The sequence below is a fragment of the Campylobacter sp. CN_NE2 genome, from assembly GCF_027797465.1.
Lineage (GTDB): Bacteria > Campylobacterota > Campylobacteria > Campylobacterales > Campylobacteraceae > Campylobacter_B.
In genome coordinates this window covers 1,051,926-1,070,355 of record NZ_CP115608.1, presented here as the reverse complement: position 1 = coordinate 1,070,355, position 18,430 = coordinate 1,051,926, and the positions used below count along the sequence as shown (strand labels likewise).

Genomic DNA, 18,430 nt, shown 5'->3' with positions numbered 1-18,430 from the left:
TTTTTACCTTTGCGAAATTCTAATATGCAATCTATCGGAATAATTATAGCCGTTTTTTATACAAAATTTAGCTACTCTTGGCGCATTTTTTTCAAGTTCGCCTAGATTTTCGCCTAACGGCATACAAAAAACTTCATTTTCGCAATTTTGCAAAATCTCGCAAATTTCGTCATTTTCGCTCTTTTTACCTGTGATTACGAATTTATAAAAACTATCTTTTGCGTTTTGTTTTAAATTTAATAAAGCGTTGAAATTTAGCCTTTTTTCCTTTTTTTCTCCACTTAAATTTAGTTTCGGCGAGATTGCAAAAATACATTTTTTATAATTTGGAAATTTGTCAAATTCTACAAAAATTGTTCCGTTGGTTTCAAAATGCACTTCGTAATTTTGCCTTAAAAGTTCGCTTATAAATTCATAAAATAGCGAATTTGCATAGTAAATCAAAGGCTCACCGCCTGTAATGACGATTATGGGTTTTTGGAATTTAAATTGCCCAATTCTCTTTAAAAGTTCATTGCAATTTGATATTTTTTTATATTTAAATTCATTTACGAAAACAGCTCGCAAAGTATCGCAACCGATTAGAGTTTTGCCTGATTTTTCGCTTTTGGCTTTGCTTTTAAAGCCGACACAACGCAGATTGCACCCTGCAAATCTAAAAAAATATGCCAACTTTCCGCTAAATTTACCTTCGCCTTGAACGCTTAAAAAACTCTCAACTAAATTTAGCATTATCCGCCCGTTTCGTAAAATGCACGATTTGAAATCTCTGTTTTGTTTTCAAGTTCCCAGCGATTTTTTTCAGGCTTATTTGCTAAGACTTCTTTTAAAATTTCTCTTGCAAGGTCTAAATTTCCACTTCGCACGGCATCTTTTATACTTAGTGCGTCTTCAAAATACAAACACGGAATCAAGTAGCCTTCTGCGCTTAGGCGAATTCGGTTGCAACTCTCGCAAAAATCGTGTTTGTGTGGATCGATTATGCCAAAAGAGTATCCGTCGTCAGTTTGATAAATACTAGCAGGAGAGTTTTCGAATTTTTTTAAGAATTTAAAATTAAATTTTGTGCTTAAAATTTCTAAAATCTCATCACGATTTAAGCCCTTTAAATTCGCATTTGCGTGGGTGTTTTCCATAAATTCGATAAATCTTATCATACAATTTTTTGATTTTGCAAATTCAAGCAAATAAGGTAGTTCATTGTCATTTATGCCTTTTAGTGCAACCGTGTTGATTTTGACTTTAAGTCCAGCTTCTAATGCGCTATCAAGCCCAGCTAAAACGCTATGCAAAACGCCTTTTTGCGCTATAAAACGAGCCATTTCTGGGCGAAGTGAATCAAGCGACATATTTATGCGTTTTAAGCCATTTTGTTTTAGAATTTTTGCATAATTGCTTAAAAAATAGCCGTTTGTGGTAAGCGCTAAATCGACATTTGGAGCATATTGGCTTATCATTTTTATAAACTCAGGCAGATCTTTTCGTATCAAAGGCTCTCCGCCTGTTATGCGAATTTTTTCTATGCCTTCGTCGATCGCGATTTTAACGAAGCTAAAAAGCTCTTCAAAGCTTAATAAATTCTCTTTTGGAGTCCAGTTAAACGGAGTGTGCGGCATGCAGTAGCGACAACGAAAATTACACCTTTGGGTTACCGAAATTCGCAAATAATCAATCTTGCGACCGAATTTATCGATTAGCATATCTACCTTTTATGAAATTTGATTGTCGGATTATATAATAAATTTGCTAAATTTGCAAAATTTATTTTGTGCCAAAAAGCCCAAAAAATGGTTACTTTAAAATGATATTTTTTTGTTATTTTCTTAAATTTGAAATCATCTCGCCGATAGTTTCGATCGATTTTTTTAACGGCATTAATCTTTGCTCCATCTCTTCGTCTATTACTTCGCCAAATTTGCCTAAATCCATAGCATCTATCGTCTCTTTTATCTTTTCTATCTCTTTTTTAAGTATAAAATTTTCTTGCATATTATCGGTTAAAACCTGTTCAAATCTCTCAAATTTTTTATCTGCTTGTTTATCTTTTAAATACATGACAACTAAAATAATCAAAATAACAACGCAAAGTCCCAAAACAATGATAGTATTTAAATCCATATCAAATCTCCTAATTCCACAAATCAATAAAAATAAAACAAAAAAACAAAATTCCCAAATAGCCATTTAGCGTAAAAAACGCTCGATCGATTTTCGAAAAGTCCCTTCTGACAATTCTATGTTCGAAAAATAAAATTATAGCAGAAATTATTACACCAAGATACGCCCACGCTCCAAGTCCCGCCGCACCGCAGTAAAATAGCCAAAAAAGCACAGCACAAAAATGGAAAATTTGTGAAATAAACATTGCAGCTTTTTCGCCATACATTGACGGTATGCTAAAAAGCCCCGCTTTTTTGTCATAATCCATATCTTGAAGCGAATACAAAACATCAAATCCGGCTACCCAAAACATAACTCCGACACATAAAAGCAAAGACCAAAGCGGTATGGCACCACTTACTGCGATTGCGCCTGCTACGCTTGAAAGCCCTAAACAAAGCCCAAGCACGATATGGGCGGTCTCTGAAAAGCGTTTAAAAATGCTATAACCTGCTAAAATAATCAAAATCGGAAATGATAATTTAAATGCGAGTGAATTTATAAAATACGCTACAACAATGAAAATAGCGGCATTTGCAATGATAAAAAATAATAAATTTTGTCGCCCGATACGACCATCGACGCTCGGACGAGATGCGCATCGTGGGTTAAATTTATCAATGTCTTCATCTGCATATCGATTAAAAGCCATAGCAAAACTTCTAGCGCTAACGGCACACAAAATACCTAAAATAAAGAGTTTCCAACCAAACCAAAGTGAACCGTTTGTGATTTTTGAAGCCGTTATCATCGCCGTAAAAATAAAAGGCAACGCAAAAACAGAGTGTTTGAAAACAATTAGTTCGTTAATGTCGCTTAAAATTTCTTTGAATTTTGCCATTATTTCCCTTTTTAAAGCGTTATTGTATCACAAATTCGCAATAAAACAAAAACAAATTAAAATTTGATATAATTTTTCCTAAAAAATTGACTAAATTTAAGGAAAAAAATGTTTTGTGAATTTGCCCTTATCGGCACGACGGCAAGTGGAAAAAGCGATTTAGCTTTAAAAATCGCAAAGGAATTTAACGGCGTGATTTTAAGCCTAGATTCTTTAAGCGTTTATAAAGAGATAAATATCGCAAGTGCCAAACCAACCGCATTAGAGCTTGAAAGCGTGAAACATTTTGGTATAAATTTGATTTTTCCAAACGAATATTTTAGCGTTGGCGAATTTATAAAAGAGTATGAAAAAGCAAAATCTTATGCGCAAAATTTGCAAATTCCACTCATTATCACAGGCGGAAGCGGGTTTTATTTAAAGGCGATGATGAGTGGTCTAGCTCCAAAAATAAGGGACATAAAATGTGATTTAAATTTGGAGCAAATTTATGAACTTATTTTGAAAATTGATCCAGAATTTGGCTCTAAATTTAGCAAAAATGATAAATTTAGACTTGAAAAATGGTATAGTATTTACAAAACAACGGGCGAAATTCCTAGCAAATTTTTGCGCGAAAACACTGCCGAGCCGATTATTTCAAATTTGCAAATTTTTGAAATTTTGTGGGACAAAGAAGTTTTGCGAGATCGCATAAAAATTCGCACTGAAAAAATGTTAGAAAATGGCTTGATAGCTGAGGCAAAATATCTTTTTGGCAAGTATGGTTTTGAAACTAAATCTCTAAATTCAATCGGTCTTAAAGAGTGTGGCGAATTTTTGCGTGGAGAATTAGGCAAAAATGAGCTATATGAACAAATTTGCACTCATACCGCACAGCTGGCAAAAAGACAACGAACTTTTAATAAATCGCAATTTTTAGAAAATAAAATTTCACAGGATTTGACAAATTTGGAAAATTCTATAAGAAATTTTTTACAAAATTTATAAATTTGTATTTTTGTAAATTTACTAGATTGCTTCGCACTTGCAATTACAAAATTTATTTAATTTTTTAAAAGATATTCAAGGCAAATTTAGACGATTAATCTAGCCTAGAATTTAAAGCTAGGCTGGATTTTAAACAAATTTAATTAATACCCACTTAAAAATACAAAGCTATTTATCGCAGGTATCGCAAATTTAACAATAAACGGCGATAAAGCACAAGCAGTTGCGGCAATCGCAATAATAATTCTAAGCGGATTTGAAACATTTGATAAATAAACGCTTTTATCTTTGATAATCGGCTCATGCAAAAACATACAAACGATTAATTTTAGATAATAATACATCGCTATTGCACTATTTAACGCCATTATCAAAGCTAAAAATATAAAGCCTGAATTTATCGCAGCGCTCATTAGATACATTTTGCCCCAAAACACGCTAAATGGCGGAATTCCGGCAAGCGAAACCATGAAAATCGCCATTACAATAGCAGCCATCGGAATAGTTTTGATTAAGCCGTTAAATTTCTCATACGGGTGCTCGTAGCGTTTGTGCCAGCTGTTTTGTCTTGTTCTTGTTATCCAAAGCATAGAAAATGCGCCCAAATTCGCAAATGCGAACAAGATCCAATATAAAAATAGCGAGATATTTGCCTGAGTTGAACCAATCACAATAGCACTTAGCACGAAACCTGCGTGTGAAATCGAGCTAAATGCAAGCATTCGCTTAACATCGATTTGCACGAGCGCCATTATATTTGTTAGTGTCATCGTTATAACAGCTACTATGTAAAGCACCGAATTTAGCCACGAAACCTCAACTCTCATAAGCCCTTCAAAAAGTCTTAACGCGACGATAAAACCTGCGATTTTAGGAACGACCGAGATAAATCCGGCAAGGGCAGCACTTGCTCCTTCATAAACATCAGGCGCCCAAGTGTGAAACGGAATAAGTGAGAGTTTAAACCCAATCGCACATATCATAAAAACACAACCTAAAAGTAAAATTATATTATTTTGCGAATATGAAGCACTGCTTATGATTTGCGAAATCTCAACGCTTCCGCTAGATAGATAAAAAAGTGCCGCACCAAAGGCAAAAAAGCCTGAACCAAGTGCGCCCATAGTAAAATATTTAACCGCTGCTTCGATTGATTTATTTCGATTATTTAGTGCAATTAGCGTATAAAGCGAAAGACTAGAAGTCTCTAAACCCACAAAAATCAGTATCAAATTTCCCGAACTCACCATAAATTCAAAGCCGATTAGCATAAATAAAAATAAGGCAAAAAATTCAGGCAAGGTGTATTCGTGAAAAGTTTTAGCACTAAGCGCTAATGGAATAAACAACGCCGATGAAATAAGTATAATAAACATCGATAAAATGGCAATTCCGTCTATAAAAACAAGCCCAAAAAACCCGCTTACTCCGCCGTTATAACCAAATAAAATTCCAATATCCAAAACTACGGCAATAACCGTTAAAACGGTATAGAATTTAGTAGATAGCTCGTTTGTTATCACGCTAATGCAAAGTATAAAAATCGCAAACGCACAAAGCACCGCCATAGGGGCGATACTATAAAAATTTAACGCACCAAAATCCATTATTTTGCCCCTTGTGTTGAATTTGCTTTGTTTAAATGTTCTTTTGTTTTAGCTTCGCCTTTGTCATACATAAGCACAACCAAATCTTTGCTTGATATGTCAATATGCTTTAAAATCGGTCTTGGATAAACGCCAAAAAACAAAACCAAAGCGCAAATCGGAACAATTGCTAAAATTTCTGTTTTATTTAAATCTTTTAAGCTTTTGTTTTCTTCTTTTGTTATTTCGCCAAAAAATGTCTTTTTGAATAAATTTAGACTATAAATCGCTCCCATGATGATACCAAAACCGCCCAAAAATGCAAAAATCGGAGCAGTTTTAAAAATTCCTAATAAACTTAAAAACTCGCCCACAAAGCCAATCGTCAAAGGAAGCCCAATGGAAGCTAGCAGCACCAAACAAAACGAAAACGCATAAAATGGCATTATTTTTGCTAGACCCCCAAATTCGCTAAATTCTTTTGTATGTTTTCGCTCGTAAATAAAACCGACAAGCATAAAAAGTCCGCCGCTAACCACGCCGTGGCTTATCATCAAAAAAACAGAACCTGAAATTCCTTCTACGCTAAATGAGAAAATTCCAAGCATTATAACGCCCATGTGGGCAATCGAGCTATAAGCGATAACTTGCTTTATATCTTTTTGTGCAAAGGCGATGAAAGATGTATAAATCACCATGATTACGGCGATTATGCACATTAAATTTGAAAAATACAGACTTCCGTCCGGAAACATAGGTAATGAAAAACGCACAAAGCCATAAGTTCCCATTTTAAGTAAAACAGCCGCTAGTAAAACCGAGCCGATAGTCGGAGCTTGTCCGTGCGCATAAGGAAGCCAAGTGTGAAACGGAAAAAGCGGTGTTTTGATAGCAAAAGCGATTCCAAACGCTAAAAATAGCCAAATTTGCAAATTTAACGGAAGTTTTAGATATTGCCACTCTAAGATATTAAAACTATATGCTCCTGTCGCTTCGTGGTAAAGATATGACATAAAAATAAGCCCAAAAAGCATAAAAACAGAGCCAAAAAATGTATATAAAAAGAATTTAACAGCAGCATAAATTCGCTTTCCGCTTCCCCAAGCCCCGATGATATAGAGCATAGGCAAAAGCGAAAGCTCCCAAAAAATGTAAAATAAAATCGCATCAAGAGCTGCAAAAACCCCAACCATAGTCATTTCTAAAAATAAAATGCTAACTACCAAATTTTTTAATCTATCGGTTATTGTTAAACTAATCAAACTAATAAGCGTCATAAATGTGCTAAGAATTATTAAAAATAGCGAAAATCCGTCGATTCCGATGAAATAATTTATACCAAATTCTCTGATAAACGGGAAAAATTCGACAAATTTAAACTCTCCGTTAAAATTAGAAAATTCAAACCATAAAAATAGCGAGAGAATAAATTCGATAAAACTTACCGAAATGGCGTAAGCTTTTACGCTTTTTTCATCTATCAAAAATCCCAAAATAGCAGCAATTGCAGGAAAAAATATAACTAAACTTAAAATATGATCCATTATTATCCTTTATAAACAAACGCTAAAACAAGTAAAATCACAAAACCACAAACCATATATCTAAGCATCAAAGAAAGCTCTCCGCTTTGCATTGTGCGGTTTGCTACGCCACCGCTTTTTAAGATATATTTTGCGATCAAATCGACACTTTTATCGATAAAATTTGCATCCATTTTGGCACAAAATTCACTAAATTTGAAGTAGTTTTTGGTAACAAATTTCTCATAAATTTGCGGAATATAATATTGATTTGACAAAATTTTATAAATAGTTTTTTCTTTTATGCTCTCTTTAAAAATTCCTTTTTTATACGCAAATATCGCAAAAATAGTGCTTAAAGCTACGCACAAAGTCGTTATAAAAATAAGCAAAATAGCAACGGAGTGATTTAAGATAAATTCATACTTCGGTAAAATCTCTCCTGCAAAGCTTTCAAATTTATGCTCAAAAAATCCGGCACATATCGATAAAGCTGCCAAAAGTCCCATAGAACGAAGCATGAAGCCTTTTGCTTCGTGGGCGTGATAGTGGTTTCTTTCTTCGCCAAAAAATACAAGCATAATCAACCTAAAACTATAAAATGCCGTCAAAATCGCACCACATAGCAAAACAAACCATATAAAAAAGCTGTTTTCATTAAATGCGACTTCTAAAATTTTATCTTTTGAGAAAAATCCCGAAAGCGGGTAAAATCCCGCAAGGGCTAAACTTGCAATTATCATCAAAACGGCTGTCGGTTTTAAAAATTTATACAAACCGCCCATTTTTTGGATATTTAACTCATCGTTTGTAGCATGCATGATATTTCCTGCGCCTAAAAACAGAAGTGATTTAAAAAATGCGTGTGTCATAAGGTGGAAAAGCGCAATCCAATACGCCCCAAAACCCGCAGCCACAAACATATATCCAAGTTGTGAAAGCGTTGAGTAGGCGATGATTTTTTTAAGATCGTTATGCACAAGTGCCATACTTGCGGCAAAAACTGCGACAAAAGCCCCAAGATATACGATAAAATGGCTAACTTCTGTGATTTGCGAAAAAATTTCATTTGAGCGAATTACTAAATAAACTCCTGCTGTTACCATTGTTGCAGCATGTATCAAAGCTGAAACAGGCGTTGGTCCTGCCATAGCATCAGCTAACCATGTGTGAAATGGAAACTGAGCTGATTTTCCCATAGCGCCGATAAAAAGCAAAATTCCGATAACACTTAGTATAAAATAGTCTAAATTTGCCACTTCATTAAAAACTATATCATAGCGAAGCGAACCGCACTGCCAAAATATTAAAAACATCGCTAATAAAAGCCCAAGATCGGCAATTCTATTCATGATAAATGCTTCATTTGCACACCATGCGTAGTTGTGCCTGTCATACCAAAAACCGATGAGTAACCACGAGCAAAGTCCTACGCCTTCCCAGCCGATGAAAAGTCCGACAAAGTTATCGCTCATAACCAAAACCAGCATCGAAAACACAAAAAGTCCAAGATAGCTAAAAAATTTGTTAAAGCCTTTGTCTTTTTCCATATAGCCTATGGAATAAACATGAACAACACTTGAAACAATGCCCACAGTTACCATCATAATAGCACTTACGCTATCTATTAAAATGCCGTAATCAACGCTTAAATTTCCTGTTTTTATAAATTCAGTGAAAAAAATGCGAATTTGCAAATTTCCTATGTAGATATATTCAAGCAAAGCAAAAGATGAAATAGTGCTTAAAATGATTAGCGCACTGCAAATTACGCCGATTGCGAAAGATTTTTTCTGCGTAGCAAAAATTCCTGCTATGATAGAGCTTAAAAGCGGTCCAAATAGCGATAAAATAATATAATAATATTGTCCGCCCATTATTCGCCTTTCATATTAGTTAAACTTTCAAGCTCAATCGAACCTGTCTTTTTATACCACAAAATAAGAAGCCCAAGTCCAACTGCCATCTCGCTAGCCGCAACTGCGATAATAAAAATGGCAAAAATTTGCCCGTCTATATTTTCTAAATATTTGCTAATCGCCACAAGTGCGACATTTGCCGAATTTAGTAAAATTTCAGTCGAGAAAAAAAGCATTATTAAATTTTGTCTTTTCAAAACACCGATTAACCCTAAAATAAACATTAATGAAGCCAAAATTAGATAGTGATTTAAGCTTATCATAAATTTTCCTCTTCTAAATTTAGAGATTTATCCATCTGTTTGTGAGCTAAAATAATCGCGCACACCATCGCCACAAGTAGCATAAGGGCTGCTAACTCAAACACGATTAGATAATTTTGAAATAAAACTCTGCCTATGATTTCGGTATTTTCCAAATACTCGATATTTGGTGTTTTTGAATTTATCAAATTTATCGGCACAGCAAACGCTAAAACAATCAAAACCGCCGATAAAACGCCTAAAAAATATATAGTTTTTTTGCCTTTGATTTTTTCTTTTACACTTTTGTTTGCGTCGAAAAACATAATCGAAAATCCATACAGCACCATAACAGCACCACAATAAACCATAATCTGCACAACGCCTAAAAATTCGGCACCCAAAAGAAAAAATAGCCCCGAAATAAATATCATTCCCGCTGCTAAGGCGCTCATCGCGTAAAGGACATTTTTACTAAAAATGCTTATCGCAAAAAAAGCAAGGCTTAAAGCTCCAAAAAAATAAAATGAAAAAATCTCAAACATTTTCTTCCTTTTCATCGCTTTGCAAATACGCGTTCGGCGTTAGTTTGACAAAATTTTTAGCATTTTTATCCAAACTACCATAGCCTTCAAATTCGCTTTGTGAATTTAAATTTTCGCTTTTTGTAAGCAAATCTTTTTTAAATCCAAAATAAGCTCTTTGCTCACTTGCTAGTTCGTATTCGCCGCCATGAACGATCGCGATTTCAGGGCAAACATCGGCACAAAGTCCGCAATATACACACCTGCCAAAATTTATAGAATAATTTTTTACCTTTTTTCGTCCGTCTTCGCCAAGCTCGGTATCAATCGCGATACATTTGCTAACGCAAATTTTTTCACAAAGCCCACAGCCGATACACCTTTCATCGCCACTTTCAAGTAGCCTCATAAGCCTATGAATTCCCCTGTAACGAGCATTAAATTCAAATTTTTCGGCAGGATACATAAGTGTGTGTGAGTTGCCTTTTTTTAGCATTTCACGCAAAACCACCCAAAGTCCGACAAAAAGCTCTGGTTTTACGCTTTTTTTCACAAAATTTTTAAATTTAGAAAAATTATCTCCAAGCGGTTTTCTAATATCAAGTTCTACATATTTTCCCATTTTCGCACCTTATGAAATCGCAATTCCAGTTAGAACTATGCAAAGTAATGCTAATGGCATACAAACTTTCCAGCAAAGCGCCATTAGCTGATCCGGTCTTAAATGCGGCCACGCAGCCCTTGCCCATAAAAATAAAAAGAAAAACAAAGATGCTTTCATGATGATAACAATTCCGCCCGGAATAAACCAAATAGGATTAAATCCGCCCAAAAATATAAGCGAAATCACAACCGAATAAGTTATCATATTTGCATACTCTGCGATAAAAAACATACCCCAACGCATACCTGAATACGCTGTGCTAGCACCTGCAACTAGCTCGGTTTCGTTTTCGGTCAGACAAAGCGGGGTTCTGTTGCACTCGACAAACGACGCTATCAAAAACAGAACAAAGCAAATCGGCATTTTCCATATAAACCAGCCGCCAATGCCTGAACTTTGGGCATTTACAATATCAATTAAAGATAGCGATCCAACCACCATAATAATCGGAATTAGGCTTAATCCGTTGATAAGCTCGAAGCTGATTAGTTGCAAAATGCTTCTAACCGAGCCGATTAAGCCCCATTTATTGTAGCTTGAAAGACCGCCGATAAGCGTTCCATAAACGCAAGTTCCGCTAGCTCCAAGCAAAAATAAAATTCCTACATTTATATCGCTTAAAATCGGTCTTATTGTATGCCCAAAGATGGTAAATTCAGGCAAAAAAGGCACAACAGAAAGTGCTACAAAAGCCCCAACTGCCGATATTATCGGAGCGATTTTAAAGGTGATTTTATTAGCACCTGCCGGAATTATATCTTCTTTTGTAAAAAGCTTTATCATATCAGCCAATACCTGCAAAAGTCCAAAAGGACCCACCACACAAGGTCCGATTCTGCGTTGCATATAGGCTAAAACTTTTCGCTCGGCATAAGTGCCAAACCCGGCTAGTGTCGCAATCACGGCTAGGATTACAACTGCTTTTACTATGGTTTCGATTATCAAAAATGTTGTTTCGCTCATGCTTTTGCCTTTTCTACGCTAACTACGCTATAACGCCCATTTTCAAAGAATTTATCAAATTCAATCTTTTCGTCAAAATACGGCAAAATCGCACCGTCTATATTTTTATCAAATTTGACGCTTATCGCCAGTGCAAATTCGCCTTTTTTTAGCGTTACAACTTCGCCGTCATTAACTTCAAATTTAGCCAAAAATTCGCTTCCTACTATCAAATTTGCTACTTCGTTTAGCTGCGAAGTGGCGTTTGTGAATTTTGAAAACTGATGAATAGGATTTGCTTTATAAATTTGAACTTCGTTTTCATTTAAATTTAGCGTTTCGTTTAAATTCGTGATTTCAAATTCGCCTGTTTCACACTCGCAAATTTGATTTTCCAGCTCGTAACCACGATGATTTACACCGCCGTTATCATAAAAATTTTCCAAATCATCAAATTTGATATTTTTGAAATTTTTTCCTAAATTTGAAGTGTAATCAATCGCAAATTCGCTTTTTACGCCAAGAGCGTTTGCAATGTCATTTAGCTCAAATCCCCCGTAGCTCAAAGCTGCATTTGTAGGCACTACGCGTTTGTCGTAGTTTGTGAAAGTGCCTTCTTGTTGGACTAGACTAGGCATATCAAGATCGCCTTTTAAAACGCCCATTGTAATGTCGCCGTTTTCGTTATATCCCAGCACTTTGCCTTTTGCGTCTTTATCTAAATCGCAAATCAGCGAAACGCCGAGCGAATTTGTTCGTGGCGGAATTATCAGAATTTTAAACGGCGTAAATTTTTGAATTAGCCCAGCAAGTTTTGCCAGAGTTTTGGCATTTTTACTAAAAATAAAATCTTCGCCGATGATGAGAGAAAATTTCTCTTTTTTGGCTAAAATTTCGCTAACTTTTGTTTCATCAAGTTTAAGCATTTTTGCAAATTTGCTAATCTTTACTTCGCTAGTTTGCGTGATTTCATCGCCGTTTTCATTTTTTTGGGTTTTTGAAATTTGCGAAATTTCAAATTCGTTTTGCAGTTTTTCATTTAACCAAGACGGCAAATTTTCGCCAAATTTTTGCAAAATCCAAAGCAAAATTTGTGTATCAAATTTGCTCTCATGTTTAACGCAAATGAAGTTTTTAGCGTAGTTTTCTACCACTTTATCGCCTATGGTGTGAAAATAAATTCCGCCTGCTTTATTTATTTTTAACGCATTATTTACTTTAAAGCCTAAATTCGGGCTATCGCTTCGTAAAAAACTACCACAAACTACAATAAAATCGCTATTTTTTATCGTTTCGCTAGTTGCATTATATAAATTTTCACCGCTAAATTTAGCAAATTCTTTCATGAAATTTTGATATGCAAAAGCTTCGTCGTTTATCAAATTTAGACCGAATTTTTCCTTTAAAAGCGAGAGAATTTTAGCTTCTTCGTTTGTAATAAAGCTATTAAATTTAATCGTTTTTATCTCGCCGTTTGCAATTTTATCAACGATTTTTTCAAAAACTTCTTTATCTTTTACGCTTTTAGTTTTGCTAAAATCAAAGCCAAATCTAGCAGCAGTGCTTATCTCGCCAAAATCGTAGTCATTGCTAACTCTATAAATTCTTTCTTTTTGATCTTCAATACCGCTTCGCTTAATGTCATAATAAATCAACTCGCAGTCGCTACTATGCGGGTTTGAAGCAGGAATTTTAGTTAGCTCCCACGCATTTGAGCTGTATTGAAATTTACTTCCCACTAACGCTCCAACTGGGCAAACTGCCGTGCATTCGCCACAGCTCGAACACTCCAAATTCTCTCCATTTGCAGGTGCGATTAAACTTTTTTGAAATTTATTCCACACGGCAAACGCGTCTTTTGGCATAGAATCTTTTAACGCTTTATCAGGCATATCGCCGCCACGAGCCGTAGTTTTTAGAGCAGCTTCGCCGATTTTATCTTTACAAACCGTGATACATCTTTCGCAAACTATACACAAACTTGGATCGTAGTTGATTAAACCCCAGTTTTTTGGCGTTTTGTGCGTATCTTTGATAGCATAAATTTGCTCATCAACGCCTAAATGATGAACGAAATTTTGCAACTCACACTCGCCGCTTTGATCGCAAACGCCACATTCTAAGGGGTGATTTATGCAGTAAGTTTGCATTATGGCTTTTCGCTCAGACGCGATTTCAGGCGTATCTGTAATGACAACCATGCCGTCTTTTGCCTTTGCGTTACAGGCATAAACTCTTTTTCCGTCTGCTTCAACCATACAAAGCCTACACGCCAAGGTCGGACTACAACCGCTTAAATAGCAAATCGCAGGGATAAAAATTCCGTTAGCCCTTGCGATTTGCAGGATATAATCGTTTTCTTCGCACTCGCAAATTTGGTTATTTATTGTGATTTTAGCCATTTACAACCTTAGTGATTTTTGCTACTTCGTAGTTGTATCCTTGCGGATTTTGCAAACCCAAAAGCGCAATCGTTCCTTTTAAATTCGCATTTAGTTCAAATTTTTTGCGAATTTCTAAATTCTTTGTTTTTATTATAACTTCATCGCCGTTAGCGATTTTTGCAACCATGCAAAAGTAGTTTCCGCCCACAAATTTATCGTCTTTATCGTGTTTAAAAACAACTGCGCCGTCGTAAATTTCAAGTTCTTTTAGTTCGGTTAGCTCATTTAAATTTGGAGTGATTTTTTCATTTTTTAAATTTATTATTTCAAATTTAAACTCTTCCTGCAAAATCGCCAAAAAGCTCTCTATATTTTTGGCTTCATTATGCGAATTTAGCAGATTTTCATCGATTATCACAACTTCGCACCCATTTAAAAATTCATAAATTTCATCGATCTCTTCTTCGCCGACATTGCTTTCGCCGCTTAAAAAACCAATGTCTAAATTCGCAAAATATTCTCTTTCATCAAATTTAGCACAAAGCATAGCCAAAACATAGCCTTGTGCGCCAATTTCGCATTTTATAAATTCTCCCTCTATCGCATCATCATCATTTGCGCTAAGCGTTAAAATTTCATCGTTTGCGTAAGTTTTTGCTAAACTTGGTGCTTGTAAGCTTAAAATAGAAGCTAAATTTAAAATTTTCATATTCGTCCTTTCTTTACGACTATACTCCAATCAACTTGATTGTATCTAAGTGAATTTAAAAGCGTGGAATTTAGCCCATCAACTAAATTTGCGCTTTTTTGAACTCCGCTGAAATCGCCGATTTCAAATAAAAAAATCATCACATCGCCTTGATTTGAATTTTTTATTATCTCTCCCATGCGATTTAGAAAATCACCTTTTAAACGGCGTAAATCGTATCTTTTCATCTATCAACCTCGCCAAAAATAATATTTGTGCTACCGATTATAGCAACTGCATCTGCCAAATAATGTCCCGGCAAAATCTCTTCTAAAACCGCACAATGAAAAAAGCTTGGAGTGCGAATTTTTAATCTATACGGACGACTTTCGCCTTCGGAGCGGATAAAAAATCCAAGTTCGCCTTTTGGGCTTTCGCTTGCATGATAAATCTCGCCAACAGGCGGTTTTAGCCCTTGCGTAACTAATACAAAATGTTGCATAAGCGAGTAATTTTGCGTCATCAACTGCTCTTTTGAAGCACTTACAAACTCAGGATTATTTGCCAAAATTTGCGAATCGCTAAATTTATAAAGCCCTGCACATTGGGTTAAAATTTTCAAACACTCTCGCATTTCTTGCATATAGCATTTATATCTAGCGTAGCAATCACCCGCACTCGCATAAGGCACATCAAAGTCAAGTTCATCATAGATAAGATATGGCTCTTCTTTTCGTATGTCCCATTTAACGCCACTTGCTCTTAGCATAACACCGCTACAACCGCAGCTTAAAGCCTGTTCTTTGCTTAAAATTCCAACGCCTTGCGTTCTAGCGAGCCAAATTCGGTTTTGATCCAATAAATCTTCATAATCTTTCAAATCGTTTGGAAATTTATCGCAAAACGCTAGCATCTCTTCTAACCAACCATCAGGCAAATCAACAAAAACGCCGCCGATTTTGATATTGTTGTGCGTTAGCCTTGCTCCGCTATATTTTTCGATTAAATCAAGTATGTATTCTCTTTCTCTAAAACAATACAAAAATACGCTCATAGCACCAATGTCAAGTGCATGAGTGCCTAAAAATAGCAAATGCGAAGCAATCCTTGCAAGTTCAAGTATGATTACTCTTATGATTTGTGCGCGTCGCGGCACTTCGATACCGCAAAGCTTTTCAACACTGGCACAAAAGCCGTAGTTATTTGCCGCACTTGCGATATAATCAACCCTATCGGTAACCGGGACGAATTCGTTATAAATCATATTTTCAGCCATTTTTTCGATACCACGGTGCAAATAGCCGATTTGCGGTCTAGCTCGAACGATTAACTCGCCGTCCATTTCAAGTACAAGTTTTAGCTGACCGTGAGCCGATGGGTGTTGGGGACCAAAATTTAAAATCATATTTGAACCGATTTTTTCAAATTCGATATTTTCAAAACTTGGTCTTAAAATAGTCGCTTTTTGCATTATTTTCTCTTTTTGATTAGTTTAAATTTATCTTTTTTTAGCTCTTTTACAAAAGGCACACCGTCTTTTTCTTGATACTCTTGCGAAATTGCGTCATTTGGAATTTCTCCGCCAAATTCGCACTCGTGATAAATTCTTGAAAAATTAAATGTATCTTTGCTATCGATGAAACTAGGATTGCGATTTTCTTCGCCGAATTCATCTCTTCTAGCTTTGCCAAAAATTTTATCTATCTCATACCAGTGTGCAAATTCGTCTCCTTGCAGTGGATAAGATTTTAAAAGTGGGTGTCCGTGCCAATCATCTGGCATTAGAATTCTTGCCAAATTTGGGTGATTTTCAATCCAAACACCCATCATATCATATAGCTCTCGCTCAGCCCAGTTTGCACTTTTGTAAATTTCGCTCACACTTTGCAAAAATGTTTTATTTTCAACTAAACATTTGATTCTTGCTCTTTTGGCTTCGTTTGTGTTTAAAATTTGGTAAAAAACTTCGATTCCGTTTTGTTTTTCTGTCAAATCAACACCGCTTAACTCGCACAAAATTTCATAACCTAAATCTTTAAAAATTTTTAATGCTTTTAAATTATCATTTTTTTTGATATAAACAACTAAATTGTCAAATTCTACATACGAATTTAAAATTTCAACGCCAAATTTGGCTAATCTTTCTATTTCGCTTTCAAATTTAGTGCCTAATACTCCAAATTTAGTCGTTGATTTATTTACAAAAAATCTATCTTTGTAATAATTTTGCTTTGATTTATCGCCTTTTGGATTATATTTTCTCATCACACAAGCCTTTTTGCTTTTTGTTTGCGATTTGCTTTTTCGCTTCTTATTTTTTTCTGCAAAATCATAAGCGCATATTGCAAAGTCTCAGGCCTTGGCGCACAGCCGGGCAGATAAATATCCACAGGGATTACTCTATCGCAACCCTGCACGACTGAATAAGTATTAAACATACCGCCTGTATTAGCGCAACTTCCCATACTGATAACCCATTTTGGCTCAGGCATCGCATCATAAAGTCGCCTAGCAAATTCGGCATGTTTTTTTGTTAGCGTTCCTGAAATTATCATAACTTCGCTTTGCTTTGGACTAGCTCTAAAAATTGTTCCAAATCTGTCAAAATCGTATCTACTAGCCCCGCTTGCCATCATCTCTATCGCACAACATGCTAATCCGTAAGTCATCGCCCAAAGCGAGTTGCTTCTGCCCCATTGCACAAGTTTATCAACAGTTGTCAAAACGACAGGAAGCCCATTTTCTCGTCTAAAATCTATCTTATGCTCTGCCAATCTAACGCTCCCTTTTTCCATGCATAAACAAAACCAATCGTTAAAAGCACGATAAATAATACCATTTCAACAAGCCCAAAAATACCTAAAATTTTAAAATCCACAGCCCACGGAAACATAAAAATAATCTCAACATCAAATAAAATAAACAGCACGGCAACCATAAAAAAGTTCGAATTCATCTGATTTGGCTGTTTTACACTTTCCGGACCGCTTTCGTAAATCGCCGATTTTAGTCGCTCATCGTTTTGGTTTGCAAATTTATTGCCGATGATTGATGATAATTTTACAATTAATCCAAAAATCACAAAGCTTAAAATAAGCATAAAAAATGCACCAAAATATGGGTGAGCAAATAACATTCTAGACATTTTTACCCTTTTTTTAAAATAAGCACAAATTCTATCCTAGAAAAAATTTAAATTTCCTTTATGATTATATTTTTATGCAAATTTAAGCTATTTTTAAACGAAATTTACACACTTTGGTTTTAAATTAACAAATTTAGTCAATGCTTTTATTTAATTTATGCTAAAATAGACAAATTTTATTAAATTTTTGGGAGAGAATTTATGAAAAAAACTATTTTATCTGTCGCTTTTGCCTTGTTTTTGGCAGGTTGCACTCACACAGCCCAGTATAATAAAAATGCAGAAACAGCGCCTATAAATGAGAATATCCAAATAGAAAAAGCTTTGCAAAGCACGATCATTTATGTAAGTCCCGAGCAGTTTAAAAGCCAAAAATTTAAAGCTTCAAGTAGGCTCGGAAATGACGAAAGTGTAAGCATAAATTTAGGCGAATTTGCTTCCGGGGAAACTCAAAGATTTTTTTCAAATTATTTAACAAATTTAATCACAAGCAAAGATCAAAACTCGCTAAATTCGCAAGGACTGGTTATCATACCAAATATTAGCTCATTTAGATACGGATTTTACAGCGCAGATGGTTTTGATGTAACGGCAAAACCTTTTGTGAGCTATGATTTTAATCTTAAAATTTTCAAAAATCAAAAATTAATCTATAATAAAAATATCTCTTCTGATGAAAGACATTTTGGCGAAAGCGCATTTTACGGCGGCGGGGATGCTCATCACGCTCAAATCGCTCCGATTTTCCAAAAAGCCATTTCTACCGATTTAAACGCTCACGCCGAAGAGATCGTAGCGGCGATAAATTCGGTAATGTAAGGA

The 18,430-nt window shown here is 35.3% G+C and carries 20 protein-coding genes; 2 read left to right on the top strand and 18 right to left on the bottom strand.

Annotated elements, in window-relative coordinates:
* Positions 1-3: 3 nt before the first annotated feature.
* From PF028_RS05290 to mqnP, 4 genes are all read right to left on the bottom strand, one after another.
* Entirely contained in the window at positions 4-732 is a 729-nt protein-coding gene (locus PF028_RS05290) for a 7-carboxy-7-deazaguanine synthase QueE (protein WP_270861378.1), read from the bottom strand.
* On the bottom strand, positions 732-1,700 hold the full coding sequence (gene moaA, locus PF028_RS05285) for a GTP 3',8-cyclase MoaA (RefSeq protein ID WP_270861379.1): 969 nt from the start codon (positions 1,698-1,700) through the stop codon (positions 732-734). Before moaA ends, PF028_RS05290 begins: the two co-directional genes overlap by 1 nt.
* A gap of 115 nt (positions 1,701-1,815) precedes the next feature.
* On the bottom strand, positions 1,816-2,118 hold the full coding sequence (locus PF028_RS05280; protein ID WP_270861380.1) for a hypothetical protein: 303 nt from the start codon (positions 2,116-2,118) through the stop codon (positions 1,816-1,818).
* A 10-nt stretch (positions 2,119-2,128) separates the two neighbouring features.
* Positions 2,129-3,001 (bottom strand): menaquinone biosynthesis prenyltransferase MqnP, encoded by an 873-nt coding sequence (mqnP, locus tag PF028_RS05275; protein WP_270861381.1) that lies wholly within the window; start codon positions 2,999-3,001, stop codon positions 2,129-2,131.
* Positions 3,002-3,109: 108 nt separating this feature from the next.
* Between mqnP and miaA the strand changes: the two genes are divergently transcribed.
* Positions 3,110-3,991 carry a tRNA (adenosine(37)-N6)-dimethylallyltransferase MiaA gene (miaA, locus tag PF028_RS05270; protein WP_270861382.1) on the top strand — a complete coding sequence of 294 codons (882 nt, stop codon included), beginning with the start codon at positions 3,110-3,112 and terminating at the stop codon, positions 3,989-3,991.
* A gap of 143 nt (positions 3,992-4,134) precedes the next feature.
* On the opposite strand, the gene nuoN is transcribed toward miaA, so the two are convergent.
* From nuoN to PF028_RS05200, 14 genes are read right to left on the bottom strand one after another with little or no spacing between them, the layout of a single operon-like run.
* Positions 4,135-5,598 carry an NADH-quinone oxidoreductase subunit NuoN gene (gene nuoN, locus PF028_RS05265; RefSeq protein WP_270861383.1) on the bottom strand — a complete coding sequence of 488 codons (1,464 nt, stop codon included), beginning with the start codon at positions 5,596-5,598 and terminating at the stop codon, positions 4,135-4,137.
* A complete protein-coding gene (locus PF028_RS05260) occupies positions 5,598-7,121 on the bottom strand; it encodes an NADH-quinone oxidoreductase subunit M (RefSeq protein ID WP_270861384.1) in 1,524 nt (507 codons plus the stop codon). Before PF028_RS05260 ends, nuoN begins: the two co-directional genes overlap by 1 nt.
* A gap of 2 nt (positions 7,122-7,123) precedes the next feature.
* Positions 7,124-8,977 (bottom strand): NADH-quinone oxidoreductase subunit L, encoded by a 1,854-nt coding sequence (gene nuoL / locus PF028_RS05255; protein ID WP_270861385.1) that lies wholly within the window; start codon positions 8,975-8,977, stop codon positions 7,124-7,126.
* Positions 8,977-9,282: an NADH-quinone oxidoreductase subunit NuoK gene (nuoK, locus tag PF028_RS05250; RefSeq protein WP_270861386.1), complete on the bottom strand. Its 306-nt coding sequence runs from the start codon at positions 9,280-9,282 to the stop codon at positions 8,977-8,979. The genes nuoL and nuoK overlap by 1 nt, the downstream gene beginning before the upstream one ends.
* Positions 9,279-9,806 carry an NADH-quinone oxidoreductase subunit J gene (locus PF028_RS05245; RefSeq protein ID WP_270861387.1) on the bottom strand — a complete coding sequence of 176 codons (528 nt, stop codon included), beginning with the start codon at positions 9,804-9,806 and terminating at the stop codon, positions 9,279-9,281. Before PF028_RS05245 ends, nuoK begins: the two co-directional genes overlap by 4 nt.
* The gene (gene nuoI, locus PF028_RS05240) at positions 9,799-10,407 is read right to left on the bottom strand and encodes an NADH-quinone oxidoreductase subunit NuoI (protein ID WP_270861388.1); all 609 of its coding nucleotides are present in this window, start codon (positions 10,405-10,407) and stop codon (positions 9,799-9,801) included. The genes PF028_RS05245 and nuoI overlap by 8 nt, the downstream gene beginning before the upstream one ends.
* Positions 10,408-10,416: 9 nt before the next feature.
* Entirely contained in the window at positions 10,417-11,412 is a 996-nt protein-coding gene (gene nuoH / locus PF028_RS05235) for an NADH-quinone oxidoreductase subunit NuoH (RefSeq protein WP_270861389.1), read from the bottom strand.
* A complete protein-coding gene (locus tag PF028_RS05230) occupies positions 11,409-13,793 on the bottom strand; it encodes an NADH-quinone oxidoreductase subunit G (RefSeq protein WP_270861390.1) in 2,385 nt (794 codons plus the stop codon). Before PF028_RS05230 ends, nuoH begins: the two co-directional genes overlap by 4 nt.
* A complete protein-coding gene (locus tag PF028_RS05225) occupies positions 13,786-14,484 on the bottom strand; it encodes a hypothetical protein (protein WP_270861391.1) in 699 nt (232 codons plus the stop codon). The genes PF028_RS05230 and PF028_RS05225 overlap by 8 nt, the downstream gene beginning before the upstream one ends.
* Positions 14,481-14,711, bottom strand: a complete 231-nt coding sequence (locus tag PF028_RS05220) for an NADH-ubiquinone oxidoreductase subunit E family protein (protein WP_270861392.1) — start codon at positions 14,709-14,711, stop codon at positions 14,481-14,483. The genes PF028_RS05225 and PF028_RS05220 overlap by 4 nt, the downstream gene beginning before the upstream one ends.
* A complete protein-coding gene (gene nuoD, locus PF028_RS05215) occupies positions 14,708-15,934 on the bottom strand; it encodes an NADH dehydrogenase (quinone) subunit D (protein WP_270861393.1) in 1,227 nt (408 codons plus the stop codon). Before nuoD ends, PF028_RS05220 begins: the two co-directional genes overlap by 4 nt.
* Positions 15,934-16,728: an NADH-quinone oxidoreductase subunit C gene (locus PF028_RS05210; RefSeq protein WP_270861394.1), complete on the bottom strand. Its 795-nt coding sequence runs from the start codon at positions 16,726-16,728 to the stop codon at positions 15,934-15,936. Before PF028_RS05210 ends, nuoD begins: the two co-directional genes overlap by 1 nt.
* Positions 16,728-17,258, bottom strand: a complete 531-nt coding sequence (locus tag PF028_RS05205) for a NuoB/complex I 20 kDa subunit family protein (protein WP_373566988.1) — start codon at positions 17,256-17,258, stop codon at positions 16,728-16,730. The genes PF028_RS05210 and PF028_RS05205 overlap by 1 nt, the downstream gene beginning before the upstream one ends.
* Positions 17,219-17,608, bottom strand: coding sequence for an NAD(P)H-quinone oxidoreductase subunit 3 (locus PF028_RS05200; protein ID WP_270861396.1), 390 nt, complete (start codon positions 17,606-17,608; stop codon positions 17,219-17,221). The genes PF028_RS05205 and PF028_RS05200 overlap by 40 nt, the downstream gene beginning before the upstream one ends.
* 201 nt (positions 17,609-17,809) lie before the next feature.
* Here PF028_RS05200 and PF028_RS05195 point away from each other — a divergent pair, with 201 nt between their 5' ends.
* Entirely contained in the window at positions 17,810-18,427 is a 618-nt protein-coding gene (locus tag PF028_RS05195; protein WP_270861397.1) for a hypothetical protein, read from the top strand.
* The last annotated feature ends 3 nt before the right edge of the window (positions 18,428-18,430 follow it).